We start from the raw sequence: 18,906 nt of genomic DNA on the forward strand, positions 1-18,906 counted from the left end.
GAAATATATTAAGCTTTTTCGATTACAATAGTTGAAGCACCACCACCACCATTACAGATAGCAGCAGCTCCTAATTTAGCATTGTTTTGTTCCAATACATTTAACAAGGTAACAACGATGCGCGCTCCCGAACATCCCAGAGGATGTCCTAATGAAACAGCCCCGCCGTTAACATTGATCTTATCTTCACTTAAACCTAAAATCTTAGCATTGGCTAAACCGACAACAGAGAATGCTTCGTTAAACTCAAAGAAATCAATATCTGTTAATTCTAGATTTGCTTTCTGTAAAGCTTTAGGTAAAGCTTTTGATGGAGCAGTAGTAAACCATTTTGGTTCCTGAGCAGCATCGGCAAAAGATTTAATATATGCTAATGGTTGTAATCCTAATGCGCTAGCTTTTTCTTCGCTCATTAACACTACAGCTGCAGCTCCGTCATTGATTGTAGAAGCATTGGCAGCAGTAACAGTTCCTTCTTTTGTGAATACAGGAGATAATACTGGGATTTTATCTAGTTTAACATTGGTAAATTCTTCATCTTTAGATACTAAGATAGGTTCTCCTCTTCGTTGCGGAACTTCCACTGGAACAATTTCTGAATCAAACTTCCCGTTTTCCCAAGCTTTTGCAGACCTTTCATAAGACTGAACTGTAAAACGATCTTGTTCTTCTCTGGTAATTTGGTATTCTGTTGCACATTGATCAGCAAATACCCCCATAGGTTGGTTGTCATAGGCATCAAACAAACCATCTCGTTGTAAACCATCGGCTAGAGTAGCAGGCCCGAATTTAACACCATTTCTCATGTGTACGTAATGAGGGATTAAGCTCATGTTTTCCATACCACCGGCTACGATAATATCAGCATCACCACATTGGATAGCCTGAGCGCCCTGCATGATTGCTTTCATACCACTGGAACATACTTTATTAATGGTTGTACAAGGTACAGTGTTAGGTATTCCGGCATATAACGCAGCTTGACGTGCAGGAGCTTGTCCGTTGTTAGCCTGAACAACATTTCCCATTAATACTTCGTCAACTTCTTCCGGTTTTAAATTGATTTTATTTAGTGCTCCTTTTATAGCAGTTGCTCCTAATTTTGTAGCCGGTACACTGGATAAAGCTCCCATGAAGCTACCGATCGGAGTTCTGACTGCAGAAACAATAACAACTTTTTTACTCATGATGTGTTTATTTAGTTTTTGCGAATTTACTATTTTTATTCCAAAAAAATTCTTTAAATCAATCGAAATAGTGAATTATTAACGTAAATAAGGGAGAGCTCTTTTTTTTAGTAAAAAAAGTTGTTTTGCTATCTGTTTGAATTTTAAATCGTTTCATTTTTTTTTAAAATAAAAATGAAAAAACTTTAGAAAATAGTTGTAAATAATAATAGTAAGGCTTACATTTGCAACCGCAAAAAAGATAAGTTCTTTTAAAGATTTAAGGAGAGGTGCCGGAGTGGTAACGGAGCAGATTGCTAATCTGTCATCGGGTAACCGATGCCAGGGTTCGAGTCCCTGTCTCTCCGCTTCTTTTTTCGGGGTGTAGCGTAGCCCGGTCATCGCGCCTGGTTTGGGACCAGGAGGTCGCAGGTTCGAATCCTGCCACCCCGACGGATAAAATAATGGTCTCGTAGCTCAGCTGGATAGAGCAACTGCCTTCTAAGCAGTAGGTCTCAGGTTCGAATCCTGACGGGATCACAAAAAGCCTAGTAAATTTATTTACTAGGCTTTTTTGTTTTTAAATATTGTGTTATTAGTGTACCTTAGATTAGAGAAATCAGATACAATGTTCTATTTTCAGGAGTGCATAAATTTTATGAAAACAAAAATGGAAAGACTCGTTGTTTTTATTTTTTTTCTTCTATTTAATTCACAATTAAATTCTCAGGTAATTGAGAGTTATATTGATTTCTCTAAAAATGCAAAGCTTCAAAAAGATTATATATTTGAAGAACCTGAATCAGGCATTAGTCAGAAAGTTAATTATTTGGGAGAAATTATTGCTGGAAATAAGATAAAGTATAAAGTGTTGATATCTCATATTAACCTTTTCGGAAAAGGAGTAAATGAATTGATCTTTATTTCAGATAAAAATGAAGAATATATTTATGCTTTAGATTTACCGAAAGATTTTCCTCTGTTTATAAAAGACAATAAGTTATTTTTTGAGGATGAAACGGAGGGAGTGCAAAGTATGATAGTTTCAGATTTATTGAATTGGTTTTGTTCTCCTTTTGGATGTTTCCCTAGGAAAAACAGAAAATAATAATCCTTTCCGGATTATTGGTAACACATTTAACTTTTTTAAGAATTAGTTCGATAAAAGACAGATGGATTTTTTACGGACTGTAATTTTTCTGTATTTTTGAATTAAGATCAAAAAAGCAACTGTTTATTAGTGTAGAATTATGAAAATCAAAATCTTATATAGTATCTTTTTTCTTTTTGTTTCCGTAGTCATTACTGCTCAGAATTTTGAATTGAAAGATCCGGATATCATTGCATTGAAAGAAAAAGCAAAATCAAAAGACTTTTCAGAAGAGATAGTCTATCTGTATTTTTTAGAGAATTATAAACCGACTTCCGAGAAAATTAAGATTAAAAGATCCGATTATCTTGAAGATAGTATTTGTTCTTTTGAACAAACATTTGAAAATAACATCCGTTACGTTGTAAATAATTGTGATGAAGAAGGAGGAGCTACAATTAACATCTTTTTGCCTAAAATAGAAAAAGAGAAGATTAAAAAATGGATTGAAAAAATATATAGTGCCGAAGCCGGAGATGTAAAAAATAAATGGTATAGTGGTAAAGATATTTACGGTCCGGAAGATAAAGGAGCGGGTTGTTATTATGAGATAACACCTAAACAAAAGGAGTGGAGTATTAGTATCTTTTGCGGATGTTAAATTGCCTATATAGGCTTGGAAAACCAACAAAATCAAAAATTATTTATCAAAATTAAAATAAGTTCCTACCTTAGCGCTATTGTTCTTTACGTAGTTTCTATCAAACGGAAAAGGTTGTTCTTAGCGGAACATTAATAGGGAATCCGGTGTAAATCCGGAGCTGTCGCGCAACTGTAAGTAATTTCATGATTTTTATCCTTAGTGATCCACTGTTTCTTATAACGGGAAGGATGGTAAAAATTGTTACAAGCCAGGAGACCTGCCTGTTTCTGATATGACGGTACTTTCGCGATCTGAAGTTAGAGTCAATTTTGGTGTCGAATTGGCGGAGTTTTAATTCCGACCAATACATAATCTATTCTCTTTTTTTATTGCAAAATGTGCTGCGAAGTTATTTGAAGAACTTTTAAATTATTGTTTAATATTTAAAAGTAAATGAAATGACAGTATTTCAGTATGACTATCCGCGAACTGATAGTCGGATTGCTATGACTTCCGTAAAAAGCGGAGATAATAGTTCTAAAAAGAATTGTTTAACACTGAAAAAAAGAAGGTTATGACAATTGAGCAAAGAATAGTACAATCGGAAACCAGAATTTTTAAAGCTGTATTTCCTAATACGACCAATCATTATGATACGCTATTTGGCGGAACAGCAATGCAATTGATGGATGAAGTAGCCTTTATTGCGGCAACGCGTTTCTGCAGGCAGAAAGTAGTTACTGTATGTAGTGACAGAATTGATTTTAAAAAACCGATTCCAGGAGGAACTATTATTGAGTTAGTGGGTAAAGTTTGCCATGTAGGCAATACCAGTTTAAGAGTTTCTGTAGAAATATTTATTGAGGAGATGTATTCGGAAGAAAGAGACAAAGCAATTCATGGAGAATTTACTTTTGTTGCTTTGAATGAGGATAAACAGCCTGTAAGAATAGTAAGTTGATCTGAAAAAGAAAGCCCGTTTTTACGGGCTTTTATTATTCAATACATTTCAGGTAATCCATAAATAAACGACTTGGGTAGAAGGTTTCTTTTAAGAGTTCTGATTGTATCTCTTTTTTGATGATGTAATCTTGACTTTCGCCGGAAAATTGTATCCGCATTAGTGAAACCGGAGAACTTTTGAGTTCGTCGTAGTTTTGTTTTGTAAAGACAAAATAAGCATTCAATATACGAATATTAGCTTTGTCTTCCTCAATATAGCTCAATGCAGAGCAGATATCTTCATTGATGCTTAGCAGGGTTACAATTTTACCGTTTTCTAACTGAAGTATAACTTTAGAACTTCTGTTCAGACATTTGGTAGGAATAAAAATCGTATTTTTTTCTACGATTTGTAGACCTAAAGTCGGAATTCCGTTATTGTTTAATAAGGTTGCCTGTATAAGTTCTTTTTTAGAACCGAAAACTTTTTCTGAGAAAAGTTGCTCTTTCAGTATTTTTAAAGAAGTAGAATCTGTTTTTTCTTCAATTTCATATTTACATCTTTTAGACTGAGAGAAAAGAGTAACAGAGGTTAGTAAAAATAGAATTAAATAGCGCATATTTATTTTTTTGTGCAAAATAGGATAATTTTTTTATTTTCTGAATCAGTTGTGAAAAATACATAAGTATCACCACCGTCTTTGATTTTGTATTTCTTTCTTAATTCTTCCGGTTTCAAGGGGAAGTTCCGGGTAGAAATATTAAGTTTTTGATTGAGAAGGTATGTTTTGGCTGAATTTTTATCAAAGGGAACTACCTGATCAATTATAAAATTACGTCCCGGTAAATTTAAGTCTTCATCAGTTGTATACAAATGAGAATGCTGGTGTAATTTATCGATGTGAAAAACAGCGGAAACAGCATTAAACATACCGGATTTTAATAAAGCAGCATTGGGTTCGAACAAATATTTTTTAGGTTTGCTGAATGTGGACTGATAATCTGTATTCCAATTGAACTCACTTTTTAATGCCCTTCCTTTCTCAATAGTAACAGCAGAAATGCTAAGGTCGCCTTCATAATGGTTGTGAATTTCCCAAAGCAATTCTTTGACTTCATTCTCAAGAGCAATGACATGGATTTTCTTTACGTATTTTAATTCACTTAAACCGGCTTTTAAGTCGAGTAGAGGAGCCGTTTTTATGAGAATGTTGGATGTATATTGAAAATAAAAATCCAATAGATCAGGAACATTCGGCTCGCAATCTTTTAACATGAAAACTTTTCCTTTAGCATCGTGTCGACGTGACGGATCAATATAGATCCAGTCTAATTTCTGATCCCTTTTTTTTATAATTTCAGTACTATCACCGGAAAGGCATTCCAGATTATCTACTTTTAAGAGTTCAGCATTGTGCTTCACAATTTCAGATAGTTCCTGGTTCCATTCACAATGAATGACTTTTTGAAATTGCTGTGCGAAATAGTAATCATCTACCCCGAAACCGCCGGTGGCATCTAATAATGTTTTTCCGCTGATTAATGAAGCTTTATAAGCTGCAGTTTGCTCTGAGGAAGTTTGTTCAACTGAAACTTTTGACGGATAAATGATATTTGCAGTAGCAAACCAAGTGGGCAATTTTTTTTCTGCTTTTTGTTTTGCAGCTATCTGTTGTACCACTTCACTTAATGCTATTCCGTTGAATTGTTTTTTTTGTAAAGCTAATTGTGTAACCTGTTGATCGATATTCCGGTTAATAAAATCCTGAACTTCTTTGTCGAGTAAAGCTTGTATCTTCAAAAGATTAAATGTTTTTGGTTAAAGCTTTAATAAGTCTGTTATTGGGTAAAAATTCTTTAGCGATCACTTTTAAAGCTGTATATGTAGGGACAGCAACAATCATTCCTAAAACCCCAAATAAGCTTCCTGAAGCTAAAATGACTAAAAATATTTCTAATGGATGACTTTTAGTACTTTTTGAAAAAATAATAGGTTGGTTAATGTTATTATCGATTAATTGAACAATGGTCATTCCAATGATCACATAAAGGGTTGTCGGTAAGACATCATTTATAAAATCTTGACCTATGCCACTTAGCATTACTAAAGAACTTGCTACGATCATGGCTAATAATGGACCTAAATAGGGAATGATATTTAAAATAGCACACAACAATGCAATTATAAAAGCATTTTCAACACCAAAGATCAAAAAAACAATGAGATTCAGGATTAAAATGATAAAAAGTTGAAGTAATAAGCCTCCGAAATAACGGCTCAAAAGTTGGTTGATCTTGTCTATTGATGTTAACACCTTTGATTTTTGTTCATCGGGTAAAACAGCTTTGAAAGCATTGAAAAAAGAATCTTTCTCTTTTAAAAGAAAAAAAGTGACAAAAAGTACAGATGCTAATCCGATACCTAGATTACTGATGAAGTTTAACAGACTGTTAAAAAAATCAGATAAAAAATTAAGGTTTAAAGCTGAAAAGATATCGCTGGTTGCCACATCTTCTAAATGAAAACCATTTGTTTCTAAAAAATGACTAATGGTTTGTATGAGTTCGTTGTAATTATTTTCTAAAGTTTTGATATCTAATAAGGAAAGGTTTTGTCCCTGAGTGATTAAAAGTGGAACAAAGAGCAATATGAAACCTGAAATAAGTAATAAGACTAAGAACAAGGTAGTAATAACAGCTAAGGTATTTTTGAATTTTAATTTCCTTTTTAAAAATTGAACTACAGGATTCGTCAATAAGGTTAGTACCAGTGAAATAAGAATGTAAATCAAAAGAGCTGATAATTTGTAAGCCAGATAAAAACCCACAACGATAAGGCAAAGTATGCCTATAGTTCGTAATATTCCGTTTGATAGTTCTTTTGAAGTCATATACAAAAATAAAAAAACTCGCCGTTTGAAGGCGAGTTTTTATGTGTAATTTATATTTTTTAAGGTTGAGCAAAAGTTTCTCTCGGACCACCGGCTGCAAAAATAGCCATCATTCTGCTTTTTTGCCCGTTTGTAAACATATACATACAAGCATCGTCAGTGTAATCCATGTAGTTCATTGTCATTTCTACCGGAGTACCGCTACATGTAGAATAATGAGGGTATGACGGACAACCGTAATTCGCAGTATTATGAGTCGGAGTATCCGCAACATAGTCAGTTCCGCAAGTTGTATCACCCCAAATGTGTCTTAAGTTCATCCAGTGACCGATTTCGTGAGTAGCAGTTCTACCTTTGTCAAACGGAGCTGTTGCAGTACCGGTATTTCCGAAATATCTGGAATCAATTACTACACCGTCAGTAGAAGAAGAACCTCCCGGAAACTGAGCGTAACCTAAGATTCCACCACCGATTGTACAAACCCAGATGTTTAGCTTAGTATCAGGGCTAGTAGCATCAATTCCGCCTCTTTTGCTACTTTTCATGGCATCTCTGGTTCCCCATGATGATTTTCGGGTTGATTTTCGGATGACATTATCTAAGACAAAAGAGATTCCGATATCTGCTTTTACACCACTAAAAAGTGAAGGAACTTGGTTGAAATCGGGATTATTTCCGTTAAAATCCTGATTCAAGATATCAATTTGAGATTGGATTTGTGCTAAAGAAATATTTTCAGAAGCAGAGTTGTATAAAACATTTACCACAACAGGGATTTCAATACTACCGTTTACTAAACGCATTTGACTCGTAGGATTGTTTAAAAAGCTTTCAGTGAAATTTTCAATTTCAGCCATTTTCACGGCTAATTGTGGATTTTCTTTTAATTGAGCTTCCAAAACATCGTTTGAAGCACAATTTCTACTAGTAACCGAATTGTTACTGATTTCCATTTCACTATTATTTTCTTCATTGCTGCAAGAAAATAATACCGCTGCTACGGCAACAGATAAAAATAATTTTCTCATAATTTTAAAAAAATTTGTTAATAAAAATACAATTAGGTTAATAGTTTAAATTATTATAACAAATTTATAATAAAAAGTTAATAAACCTAAAAAATAGAAGAAAATTTTTGTAAGAATATTATTTTATAGCTTGTGTTATTGCGAAAAGTCCAATGGATAAGGCTTGTACAACATTCATACTACTGTTTTGACCATACATATTGATATGGGCAGTCTGATCAGATATACGTAATAATTCTTTTGATATCCCGGAGATCTCATTTCCGATGATGAGTGCTAATGGTGTTGCCTTTTTGTCTTTTAACTGAAGGTTTTCGATAGGGATACTGTTATCCGTAATTTCAATAGCAATAAGGTAAAAGTTGTCTTTTTTTAGTCGCTCAATGAGAAGCTCTTTATCTTTTATAATTTCAAAAGGAACTGTTTTGTGAGTATTGCGGGAAGTTTTGTTGATTTTTCGTTCCGAAAAAATAAAATGCTCTCCGGTAAAGAGGATTTTGGAAACACCGAATGCATCACAAATTCTAAATATACTGCCGATATTTTGCTGAAAATAAACCGCATCACAAATAACGGTTATAGGGAAACGACGGGGTTCAAAAGAACTGTTATAATGGGTAAGTTGTTCCAAATTTTAGTTACTGAAAATATAATAGAGAATATTGGCTCCCATTTGTAACGCTTTCATACGAACGCTTTCGGGGTCGTTGTGTACTTCTGTGTCTTCCCAACCGTCTCCTAAGTCACATTCATAAGTATAAAGCAATACTAGCCGGTCACCACTAAAGATTCCGAAAGCTTGAGGCCTTTTATTGTCGTGTTCATGGATTTTCGGAAGTCCGTTAGGAAATTTATAAGGAGCCTTAAAAATAGGATGGTTTACAGGAATTTCAACTAAATCGTCATTCGGGAAAATTTTTTTAATTTCCCTGCGAATATATTCGTCTATTCCGTAATTGTCGTCGATATGTAAAAAGCCGCCGGAATTCAGGTAATTTCTTAAATTCTCAACTTCATTGGGTGAAAAGAGAACATTCCCGTGTCCGGTCATATGAATAAAAGGGTAGGAGAACAATTCAGAACTTTCGGCTGTTACCGTATTGATTTTAGGATTGATCTTAGTATGAGCATTTTGGTTACAGAAAGCTACTAAATTAGGTAAGGAAGTAGGGTTAGCATACCAATCGCCTCCGCCGGAATATTTAAGTAGTGCAATATCCTGAGAGAATCCCCAATTAAACAGTAGTATACTTATTACTACATTAAAAATCAATCTCTTTTTTTTCATAGTCAGTTATTCATTTAACAGGGCAACCGTATGACATGCTACTAAAGCAGCTGTTTCTGTTCTTAAGCGAGTGTTGCCAAGCAATACAGCCTGATAGTTATTGGTTAAAGCTAATTCAATTTCTTTTTCGGAAAAATCACCTTCGGGACCAATTAAGATCAGATATTCTTCTTTTGGTTTGATGCAATCTTTTAATGATTTTCGTTCGCTTTCCACACAATGGGCAATGAATTTATTTTGGGCAGTAGCCTTCTGAATAAAATCTTTAAAAGAAACCGGTTCATTGATTTTTGGCAAATAATATTGCAACGATTGTTTCATGGCTGATTGTAAAATTTTTTCAGCCCGGTCAGTTTTATAAACTTTACGCTCAGAATGTTCACAGATAACAGGTGTGATCTCCTGAATGCCTATTTCAGTTGCTTTTTCTAAGAACCATTCCAGTCGGTCGTTCATTTTTGTCGGTGCTACAGCAATATGTAAATGATATTCTGATTTAGGAAAAGAGCGGATCTCTGTGATTTTAACTTCACATTTTTTATCTGAAGCAATGCTAATCTCAGATGTAAATAAAGTACCTAAGCCGTTTGTTATAAAGACAATATCACCTTCGGATTTGCGTAATACTTTGACAATATGTCTGCTTTCTTCTTTGTCAAAAGTAAAGAAAGTATCCGAATCTTGAATGTTAGCGTTATAGAATAATTGCATGTGTTTAAAATTCGATTCTTGCTTTAGAAACAATATCAGAGTGACTGAAATTATGTTCTAAAAAATTATAATATCCCACAATGCCGATCATAGCCGCATTATCGGTTGTGTATTCAAATTTAGGAATAAAAGTTTTCCAGCCGTATTTTTTTTCAGCTTCTTTCAGCGTTTTACGAATTCCGGAGTTTGCAGAAACACCGCCACCAATAGCAATTTGTTTAATGCCGGTTTGTTTGACGGCTTCTTTTAGCTTATCCATTAATATATTGATAATGGTATATTGAATGGAAGCACAGATATCGGCTTTATTCTCTTCTATGAAATCAGGGTTTTCAGCGACTTTTTTCTGTATGAAATATAAAATTTGTGTTTTTAATCCGCTGAAACTGAAATTTAAACCATCTACTTTGGGTTTAGTGAACGGAAATGCCTTGGGGTTTCCTTCTTGGGCAAATTTATCAATTAGTGGTCCTCCGGGATAAGGTAATCCTAGTATTTTAGCAGATTTATCAAAAGCTTCACCCACCGCATCGTCAGTAGTTTCGCCGATTATTTCCATGTCAAAGAAGCTGTTTACTTTTACAATTTGAGTATGTCCTCCGGAAATGGTTAAAGCTAAAAACGGAAAGGAAGGTTTGTCAAATCCTTCTTCTGCAATGAAGTGAGCCAGAATATGTGCTTTCATATGATTGACGGCAATAAGAGGAATCTCTAATGCAAGGCTCATAGATTTAGCAAAAGAACCACCTACAAGTAAAGACCCCATGAGTCCCGGTCCTTGTGTAAAAGCGATACAAGACAGGTCATTTTTTCGGATTCCAGCTTTTTTTAAGGCAACATCTACAACAGGAACAATATTTTGCTGGTGAGCTCTGGAAGCAAGCTCCGGAACAACGCCACCATATTCTTCGTGAACAGACTGTCTTGCCACAATATTCGATAGTACTTTATCGTTAAGCAAAACAGCTGCTGAAGTGTCATCGCAAGAACTTTCTATTGCTAAGGTGTAAATGTTTTCAGTACTCATAAAAAAGGCATAAAATTTGATGAATTCTAACTTGTAAATATCTTACAAAATTCATTACTTTTGTTAAATTGTGTTTTTTGCTGATTTTTCAGCAAATTTACGAATAAAATAAGCTATCGGAAAAGTAAAAAAAATAATAGTTCGCACGGTAACTTACCTTTTGTTATTCTTACTGCTGTTAGGAATATTATTGTCGTTACCTTTTGTACAAACTTTTTTAGGACGTTATGCCACTGACGCACTGAATAAGGAGTTTGGTACGGATATTACTATTGATCGTGTGGCTATTTCTCCTTTCGGAAATGTAAAGCTGGGAGATGTGCTGGTAAGAGATCACCACAAAGACACGTTGTTCTATATAGAAAAACTTAATACTTCCATTTTAAATTTCAAAGCACTATACCAAAAAGGACATCCATATCTGGGAGAAGTCACCATTCACGGACTGGATACAAAGATCATCGAATACAAAGGGGAAAAAGAGACTAATCTGGATAAGTTTGTAGCAGCTTTTGACGACGGTACTCCTTCATCCGGTAAGTTCAGAATGAAAGTCGATGCCTTTAATGTTTACGAAAGCCGTTTTAGATATATCAATCAGAACCTGAATAATCCTAAACTTTTAGATTTTACGGATCTGGGAGGGAGGTTAGAAGATTTTTATATAAAAGGTCCGGATGTAACTACTTTTATAAAGGAACTGACATTGCAAGATTACAGAGGTTTAAAAGTAGAAAAACTGACTTCAGACTTTACCTATACGAAGAAGAATATCCTTTTGGATAATTTAGATATGAATTCAGAAGAATCTCATGTTGTCGGGAAAGTTGAATTGCGTTATAAACGAGAAGATTTTGCAGATTTTAACAATAAAGTTGTCTTTGATGCTGAGTTTGATAAAGTTTCAATAGCTTCAAATGATCTGAATTACTTTTATAATGAATTCGGGAAGGATAATGTTTTTTATCTGGATACACATTTGGTAGGAACATTAAATAATTTTACGACCCGGAATTTAAAGCTTCTGGATAAGAACCAATCAGAAATAGTAGGTAATGTTACGTTTCAGAATTTGTTTGCCAAAGAGGACTCTTTTAAGATAAAAGGAAACTTTACAAGGATCAGCTCTAATTATGGTAATTTAGGGAATATTTTGCCTCGTATTTTAGGTGAAAATTTGCCTAGTTCTTTAGCGAAACTGGGGAGTGTGAATATTTCAGGAGATGTTGAGCTTACTAATAAATACATCAATTCGGATGTTTATCTGGTATCTTCAATAGGAATAGTAGATGCCGACCTGAATATTCAGGATATTGATAATATCGATAACGCAAAATATCAAGGGGATTTAACGTTGAATAAGTTTAATGTCGGAATTCTTTTAAACGATGCTACGATCGGAACCGTATCCGGTAGTGCTAAAGTAGATGGACAAGGATTTACGCAGGAATATCTCAATACTTCAATAAAAGGGAAAATAGAATCCTTTTATTATAACAATTACAATTACCATAATGTTACAGTTGACGGAACTATGAAAATGCCTTATTTTAAAGGATATTTCAATAGTAACGATCCTAATTTGCGAATGGATTTTGACGGTGTGATCGATATGAGTTCAAAAATTAAAAATTACAATTTTGTTTCTCAAATTGATTATGCTGATCTCTATGCTTTGCATTTCAACAAAAAGGATACGATCTCCATTTTTAAAGGAAAAGTCAGTTTCGATGCAAAAGGAAATGGTTTTGATGATCTGGACGGGAAATTAGTTCTTGAAAATGTGTCGTATCAAAACATTAAAAAATCGTATTTCTTTAACGATTTTCAGATTACTTCTTCCTTTGATGAGGAAAAAGTGAGAACTATATCAGTAAATTCAACAGATATTATTCAAGGGAAGGTTGTTGGTAAATATAAAATAAATCAAGTAGTGAAAATGCTTGAAAATGCGGTAGGAAGTTTGTATGCTAATTATGTTCCGAATAAATTAGATAAAGAACAATTCTTAGACTTTAATTTTACGATCTATAATAAGATTGTGGAAGTTTTTGTTCCGGAAGTTTCCATTTCACAAAATACAAAGCTCAAAGGAAAAATCAACGGAGATAGCGGTAAGTTTGAACTGGATTTTACTTCACCGGAAGTCTTAGCCTTTAAGGGAACCTTTAGTAATATCAAAATAGATGTGGACAATAAGAATCCATTGTACAACACTTATGTCGTAATGGACAGTATGCGGGTGGGGAAATATAGGGTTTCCGATTTTAACCTGATCAATATTACCATGAATGATACGTTGTTTGTGAGAACAGAGTTTAACGGTGGAAATAAAGATCAGGATCAGTTTTCATTGAATTTATACCACACTATTGATGAAGATAAAAAATCAGTTGTAGGTTTCAAAAGATCTGAGATCAGATTGAAAGATTATTTATGGTTTATCAACGAGAAAGAAACGAATGACAACAAAATAGTTTTTGATAAAAAGTTAACAGATTTTAATTTTGAGAAGATCAGTCTTTCTCATAATGAACAATACATGAGTTTTTTCGGGACAATGAAAGATTCTACTGAAAAGGATCTTAATCTTGTTTTTCATGATGTAGATCTGGAAAAATTAACGCCTTCAATTGATAGCTTGTCTTTTAAAGGGAAACTGAACGGATTCAGTACGCTTAAGCAAAATAAAAAAATTTACAAACCGTCTTCCCGTATCAAGATTGACAGCCTGAGTATTAATAATTATCCGGTTGGAGACTTAGTGTTCAATGTTGAGGGAAATGATGATTTTAATCGTTTCGATGTAAAATCAGCGATCAAACAAAACGGAGAACGTACATTTGAATTGTACGGTGATATTACAAATGACAATGATAGTTCAAACCTGAATCTGGAAGCTTCATTCGATAAATTTTCACTTACACCATTCGGTCCTTTACTAAGTTCAATCGTTTCAGATGTCAGAGGAAATGCAACGGGAAAAGCAACTATTGCCGGAACCATTAATAGACCGGAAGTAGACGGTAGACTTTACCTGAATGATTCAGGTCTACGGATTCCGTACTTAAATGTAGATTATGAATTTGAGAAGAACGCTATAGTTGACGTTACGGAACACCAATTCTTATTCCGAAATATCAGAATAACTGATACCAAGTATAATACTTCAGGAATTTTAAACGGTAGTGTAAAGCATGAAGCGTTTGATAATTGGGAAATGGATTTGGAACTTAAATCTCATAATATCTTAGCTCTTGATACAAAAGACGATGATGATGTTTATTATTACGGGACAGCTTTTATGAATGGTTATGCAACCATAACCGGACCTACAGATGCTTTGTTTATTAATGTAGTAGGGGAATCGGAAAAAGGAACATCCATTAAAATTCCGGTAAATGATTCAGAGGAAATCGGAGATAATTCATTCCTGAATTTTATTACGCGGGAAGAAAAATTAAATGCAAAATACGGATACACAATTATTAAAAATAAATATCAGGGAATTGAGTTAAGTTTTGATTTTGATATTGATACTGATGCAGAGATCGAAGTAATTCTGGATCGGGAGTCAGGTCATGCTATGAAAGGGAGAGGATATGGTTCCATGAAAATGGAGATCAATACGCTCGGGAAGTTTTTAATGTATGGTGACTTTTTAGTTGAAGAAGGTGAGTACCGTTTCAAATATGCGGGATTAATAGATAAGAAATTCTCAGTAAAGAGAGGAGGAACCATTCGTTGGGAAGGAGAGCCTATGAATGCGATTCTGAATTTAGAAGCGGTTTACCACACACAGGCTAATCCGGGAGTTTTATTAGAGAGCGCTTCATTTAACAGAAAAGTGGATACAGATGTTTCTATTCTGATTAACGGTAATTTAAGCAATCCGCAGCCCGATTTCAATATTAATTTTCCAACGGTTAGCTCAGTACTGAAAAGTGAGATCGAATACCGTTTACAAGATAAAGATACACGTCAGAATCAGGCTTTTGCTTTATTGTCAACCGGTTCTTTTGTAACAGCAGAAACAGCAGGAAATGCCGCTTACGGACCTTTGTTTGAAAGAGCCAGTTCCTTGTTCAACGATATTTTTGCAGATGAAGACAGCAAGCTTCGCTTAGGAGTTGATTATAGTCAGGGAGACAGAGTTAATCAGGTTTCCGATAGAGTTGGGGTTACTTTAAACACTCAGATTAATGATAAGATTACTATTAACGGTAAATTAGGAGTTCCTGTAGGAGGTGTGACCGAATCAGTTTTAGTCGGAAACGTTGAAGCTCAAATGCAGTTGAGTAAGGACGGTTCGTTTAAAGCAAGAGTTTTCAATAAGGAAAATGATATCAATTATATAGGGGAAGGTATTGGTTATACACAGGGTATCGGTTTGACCTACAGCGTGGATTTTGATAACTTCCGGGAACTGATCAAAAAAATATTCAAAGCGAAAAAAGAAGAAGAATCTTCAAGTGATTCTTCTAATGATTTACCGGATTCTGATTTGCCACCGGACTTTTTAAATTTTGTCAATGACAGAAAACAAAGAAAATCAGATTCTAAAGATTCTGACGATGTGCAGAAAGTGCCGGAAATAGAGTAGAAATACGTCATTTATTAAAAAGTTATCAACGAAAACGTTTGAATTTTGCTGAAACGATAAAAATAGAGCCTATTAATTATTTTTTATTAATTTCCTTTTCTAAATTTACACTACAAAATGAAAAATATGTCATTAAACATTAAGAAAATTGCTGTTTTAACTTCAGGAGGAGATGCTCCGGGAATGAATGCTGCTATTCGTTCGGTTGTTAGAACTTGCGCTTTTCATCAAGTGGAATGTATCGGTGTGTACAGAGGCTACCAAGGAATGATTGAAGGAGACTTCAAGGAAATGGGACCTCGTACTGTTAATAATATTGTAAACAAAGGCGGAACGGTTTTAAAATCAGCTCGTTCTAAAGAGTTCATGACCGCAGAAGGTCGCAAAAAAGCTTATGAACATTTAAAAGCTGTCGGAGTTGATGCTTTGGTAGTTATAGGCGGAGACGGATCGTTTACCGGTGCGGAAGTATTTAATAAGGAATACGGTTTTCCGGTAATGGGAATTCCCGGAACAATTGATAATGACATTTACGGAACCAGTCATACATTAGGTTACGATACAGCTCTTAATACCGTTGTGGAAGCTATCGATAAGATTAGAGATACAGCCAGTTCTCATAATCGTTTGTTCTTTGTGGAAGTGATGGGAAGAGATGCCGGTCATATAGCATTAAATGCCGGAATCGGTGCAGGAGCAGAAGAAATTTTGATCCCGGAGGAAGATATGGGTTGGAACGTTTATTAGAGTCATTGGAAAGAAGTAAAAGTTCCGGAAAATCATCAAGTATCGTAGTCGTAGCAGAAGGGGATAAGATCGGTAAAAATGTTTTTGAATTAAAAGATTATGTAGAAGAGAACCTGCCGGAATATGATGTTCGGGTTTCTGTTTTAGGACACATGCAACGCGGGGGAGCTCCTTCATGTTTTGACCGAGTATTAGCTTCAAGATTAGGAGTGAAAGCCGTAGAGTCTTTGTTAGAAGGAAAATCTAACTTTATGGTCGGACTTATCAGTGATAAAGTGGAACTGACTCCGTTAGAACAAGCTATCAAAGGTCATTATGAAATTGATAGAGAATTGTTGAGAGTTTCCGACATCATGTCAATTTAAAATAAAAGATAATAATTAAAAACAATAAAAATGTCAAAAGTTAAATTAGGTATTAACGGATTCGGAAGAATCGGTCGAATTGTTTTCAGAGAATCAATGAACAGAGATAATATAGAAGTAGTGGCGATTAATGATTTATTAGACGTAGATCACTTAGCTTACTTATTGAAATATGATTCAGTTCACGGAAAGTTTAACGGAAAAGTTGAAGTAAAAGACGGTCAACTTTATGTAAACGATAAATTCATCCGAGTTACTGCCGAAAAAGATCCGACTTTAATCAAGTGGGACGATGAAAAAGTAGATGTTGACGTTGTTGCAGAATGTACCGGTATTTTTACCACATTAGATAAAGCTCAGGCTCATATTAAAGGAGGTGCTAAAAAAGTAGTGATTTCAGCTCCTTCTGCTGATGCTCCAATGTTTGTAATGGGAGTAAATCATGAAAAAGCAACTGCTGCAGACGTGATCGTGTCTAATGCGTCTTGTACAACTAACTGTTTGGCTCCGTTAGCCAAAGTAATCAATGATAACTTCGGAATTGTAGAAGGTTTAATGACTACAGTTCACGCTACAACAGCAACTCAGTTAACAGTAGACGGACCTTCAAGAAAAGATTTCCGTGGAGGTAGAGCTGCTTTATTAAATATTATTCCGGCTTCAACAGGAGCAGCAAAAGCTGTTGGAAAAGTAATTCCTGAATTGAACGGAAAACTAACAGGTATGTCAATGCGTGTTCCTACTGCTGATGTTTCAGTTGTAGATTTAACTGTAAAATTGGCAAAAGAAACTTCGTACGAAGAGATCATGAAAGTTCTAAAAAATGCTTCAGAAACGTCAATGAAAGGTATTTTAGGTTTTACTGAAGATGATGTGGTTTCTCAGGATTTTATTTCAGATTCTCGTACGTCAATTGTAGATTCTAAAGCAGGAATCGGTTTGAATTCAACATTCTTTAAACTGGTTTCTTGGTACGATAATGAGTATGGATATTCGAGTAAGTTGTTAGATTTATCTGTACACATTGCTTCTTTGTAAAAAGAGTAGTAGTTTTAATCCTTTGTTCTTGATTTTCAAGGCAAAGGATTTTTAATTTATCTAACGCCTAACAAAATGAAATTAATAGTAGATAGCGGATCAACTAAGGCCGACTGGATTGCTATAGATGAGAGTGGGAAAGTATTGTTTACTACTCAAACACTTGGCTTAAATCCTGAGGTTTTGTCTAAAGAAGAAGTTGTAAAACGACTGAACGACAAGTTTGATATTTCGCATAACAAACAAAAAGCAACGCACTTGTATTTTTACGGTGCAGGTTGTGGAACAGACAGAATGAAAAACTTTTTAGCCGAAGTTTTTAAAGGTTATTTTGTCAATGCTGATGTAAATGTTCATGAAGATACTTATGCTGCAGCTTATGCTACGGCTCCTAAAGGACAGCAAGCCATTATCAGCATTTTAGGAACCGGTTCAAACTGTAGTTATTTTGACGGTGAGGAATTGCACCAAAAAGTACAGTCGTTAGGTTATATAGCCATGGATGATTGTAGCGGGAACAGATTCGGACGTCATTTGTTAAGAGGTTATTTTTTTAATAAAATGCCGGAAGATCTGGCTAAAGAATTTGAAAGGGAATTTAATGTAGATGCCGATTTTGTTAAGAATAAATTATACAAAGAGCCTAATCCTAATGCTTATTTAGCAACTTTTGCTAAATTTTTGATCAGACACAAGGATTCAGAATTTTGCAGAGCCTATATCTTTGAAGAAATGGAAGCTTTTGTAGACAACTATATCAAACAGTTTGAAAATTATAAAGAAGTTCCTGTTCATTTTGTAGGGTCTATCGGTTTTTACCTGAAAGACGAATTAAAAGAAATACTGGATAAACACGGAATTGTCTTAGGCAATGTTTTAAGAAGGCCTATAGACGGATTAATCGAATACCATGTATTGAATAAATAAAATAGAAACCACGTTTTTAACGTGGTTTTTTTATATTTACTAAAATTATTTGTTTATGAAGAAACCTTATGAGATAGCCGTTATTGCACACGATGGAAAAAAGGCTGATATGGTACAGTTTATTAATAAAAACAAAGAAATATTAATACGCGAGAAAATAAGGATCATTGCTACCGGTACAACCGGAGGTAAAGTAGAAAGTATTGGAATTAAAGTAAAGAAAATGCTTTCGGGACCGCAAGGAGGTGATGCTCAAATAGCGGCAAGAGTCGCTGAAGGAAAAACGGATATGGTTCTGTTCTTTAAAGATCCTAATTCCAGTCATCCGCACGAACCGGATATCAATATGTTGATCAGGATTTGTGATGTTCACAATGTTCCTTTGGCAACTAATGAAGCTACTGCACAACTTTTATTGAATGCTTTAACTATCGATTAAA

General features: G+C 34.5%; 16 protein-coding genes, 3 tRNA genes, 1 pseudogene and 1 riboswitch. Of the genes and pseudogenes, 11 read left to right on the plus strand and 9 right to left on the minus strand.

The genetic code is table 11. From position 1 onward, the window contains the following. Positions 1-8: 8 nt before the first annotated feature. Positions 9-1,187: an acetyl-CoA C-acyltransferase gene (locus DI487_RS14305; protein WP_109570247.1), complete on the minus strand. Its 1,179-nt coding sequence runs from the start codon at positions 1,185-1,187 to the stop codon at positions 9-11. Positions 1,188-1,450: 263 nt separating this feature from the next. On the opposite strand from DI487_RS14305, the gene DI487_RS14310 reads away from it, so the two are divergent. The 6 genes from DI487_RS14310 to DI487_RS14335 all read left to right on the plus strand — a co-directional run bounded on the left by DI487_RS14310 (position 1,451) and on the right by DI487_RS14335 (position 3,860). Further along, a tRNA-Ser gene (locus DI487_RS14310) sits at positions 1,451-1,534 on the plus strand. A 10-nt stretch (positions 1,535-1,544) separates the two neighbouring features. Continuing rightward, positions 1,545-1,619 (plus strand) — tRNA-Pro (locus DI487_RS14315). A 13-nt stretch (positions 1,620-1,632) separates the two neighbouring features. Then, positions 1,633-1,706 (plus strand) — tRNA-Arg (locus DI487_RS14320). Between the two features lie 118 nt (positions 1,707-1,824). Continuing rightward, positions 1,825-2,274 carry a hypothetical protein gene (locus tag DI487_RS14325; protein ID WP_109570248.1) on the plus strand — a complete coding sequence of 150 codons (450 nt, stop codon included), beginning with the start codon at positions 1,825-1,827 and terminating at the stop codon, positions 2,272-2,274. A 142-nt stretch (positions 2,275-2,416) separates the two neighbouring features. Then, positions 2,417-2,917, plus strand: a complete 501-nt coding sequence (locus DI487_RS14330) for a hypothetical protein (RefSeq protein ID WP_109570249.1) — start codon at positions 2,417-2,419, stop codon at positions 2,915-2,917. A gap of 94 nt (positions 2,918-3,011) precedes the next feature. Beyond that, positions 3,012-3,198, plus strand: a riboswitch (cobalamin riboswitch). A gap of 275 nt (positions 3,199-3,473) precedes the next feature. Beyond that, the gene (locus tag DI487_RS14335; protein WP_109570250.1) at positions 3,474-3,860 is read left to right on the plus strand and encodes an acyl-CoA thioesterase; all 387 of its coding nucleotides are present in this window, start codon (positions 3,474-3,476) and stop codon (positions 3,858-3,860) included. 34 nt (positions 3,861-3,894) lie between these two features. Here DI487_RS14335 and DI487_RS14340 read toward each other — a convergent pair whose 3' ends face one another. The 8 genes from DI487_RS14340 to tsaD form a co-directional block, all read right to left on the minus strand. Further along, entirely contained in the window at positions 3,895-4,461 is a 567-nt protein-coding gene (locus DI487_RS14340) for a hypothetical protein (protein WP_109570251.1), read from the minus strand. Between the two features lie 2 nt (positions 4,462-4,463). Beyond that, positions 4,464-5,642, minus strand: coding sequence for a THUMP-like domain-containing protein (locus DI487_RS14345; protein WP_109570252.1), 1,179 nt, complete (start codon positions 5,640-5,642; stop codon positions 4,464-4,466). A gap of 4 nt (positions 5,643-5,646) precedes the next feature. Continuing rightward, positions 5,647-6,732, minus strand: coding sequence for an AI-2E family transporter (locus DI487_RS14350; protein ID WP_109570253.1), 1,086 nt, complete (start codon positions 6,730-6,732; stop codon positions 5,647-5,649). Positions 6,733-6,791: 59 nt separating this feature from the next. After that, on the minus strand, positions 6,792-7,760 hold the full coding sequence (locus DI487_RS14355) for a zinc metalloprotease (protein WP_109570254.1): 969 nt from the start codon (positions 7,758-7,760) through the stop codon (positions 6,792-6,794). Positions 7,761-7,878: 118 nt separating this feature from the next. Then, a complete protein-coding gene (locus DI487_RS14360; protein ID WP_109570255.1) occupies positions 7,879-8,391 on the minus strand; it encodes a TrmH family RNA methyltransferase in 513 nt (170 codons plus the stop codon). A 3-nt stretch (positions 8,392-8,394) separates the two neighbouring features. After that, entirely contained in the window at positions 8,395-9,048 is a 654-nt protein-coding gene (locus DI487_RS14365) for a DUF4159 domain-containing protein (RefSeq protein WP_109570256.1), read from the minus strand. A gap of 6 nt (positions 9,049-9,054) precedes the next feature. Continuing rightward, positions 9,055-9,759, minus strand: coding sequence for a 16S rRNA (uracil(1498)-N(3))-methyltransferase (locus tag DI487_RS14370; RefSeq protein ID WP_109570694.1), 705 nt, complete (start codon positions 9,757-9,759; stop codon positions 9,055-9,057). A gap of 4 nt (positions 9,760-9,763) precedes the next feature. Beyond that, positions 9,764-10,786 carry a tRNA (adenosine(37)-N6)-threonylcarbamoyltransferase complex transferase subunit TsaD gene (gene tsaD, locus DI487_RS14375; RefSeq protein ID WP_109570257.1) on the minus strand — a complete coding sequence of 341 codons (1,023 nt, stop codon included), beginning with the start codon at positions 10,784-10,786 and terminating at the stop codon, positions 9,764-9,766. 160 nt (positions 10,787-10,946) lie between these two features. On the opposite strand from tsaD, the gene DI487_RS14380 reads away from it, so the two are divergent. The 5 genes and pseudogenes from DI487_RS14380 to DI487_RS14400 all read left to right on the plus strand — a co-directional run bounded on the left by DI487_RS14380 (position 10,947) and on the right by DI487_RS14400 (position 18,905). Continuing rightward, complete coding sequence (locus DI487_RS14380; RefSeq protein ID WP_245896430.1) at positions 10,947-15,389, plus strand: translocation/assembly module TamB domain-containing protein; 4,443 nt, start codon at positions 10,947-10,949, stop codon at positions 15,387-15,389. A 126-nt stretch (positions 15,390-15,515) separates the two neighbouring features. Further along, positions 15,516-16,501 (plus strand): annotated as a pseudogene (gene pfkA / locus DI487_RS14385) (6-phosphofructokinase). Between the two features lie 30 nt (positions 16,502-16,531). After that, positions 16,532-17,539, plus strand: coding sequence for a type I glyceraldehyde-3-phosphate dehydrogenase (gene gap / locus DI487_RS14390; RefSeq protein WP_109570258.1), 1,008 nt, complete (start codon positions 16,532-16,534; stop codon positions 17,537-17,539). A gap of 75 nt (positions 17,540-17,614) precedes the next feature. Beyond that, entirely contained in the window at positions 17,615-18,466 is an 852-nt protein-coding gene (locus DI487_RS14395; protein WP_109570259.1) for a BadF/BadG/BcrA/BcrD ATPase family protein, read from the plus strand. 55 nt (positions 18,467-18,521) lie between these two features. Next, entirely contained in the window at positions 18,522-18,905 is a 384-nt protein-coding gene (locus DI487_RS14400) for a methylglyoxal synthase (protein WP_109570260.1), read from the plus strand. Position 18,906: the final 1 nt, after the last annotated feature.

This window comes from Flavobacterium sediminis, assembly GCF_003148385.1.
Classification (GTDB): domain Bacteria; phylum Bacteroidota; class Bacteroidia; order Flavobacteriales; family Flavobacteriaceae; genus Flavobacterium; species Flavobacterium sediminis.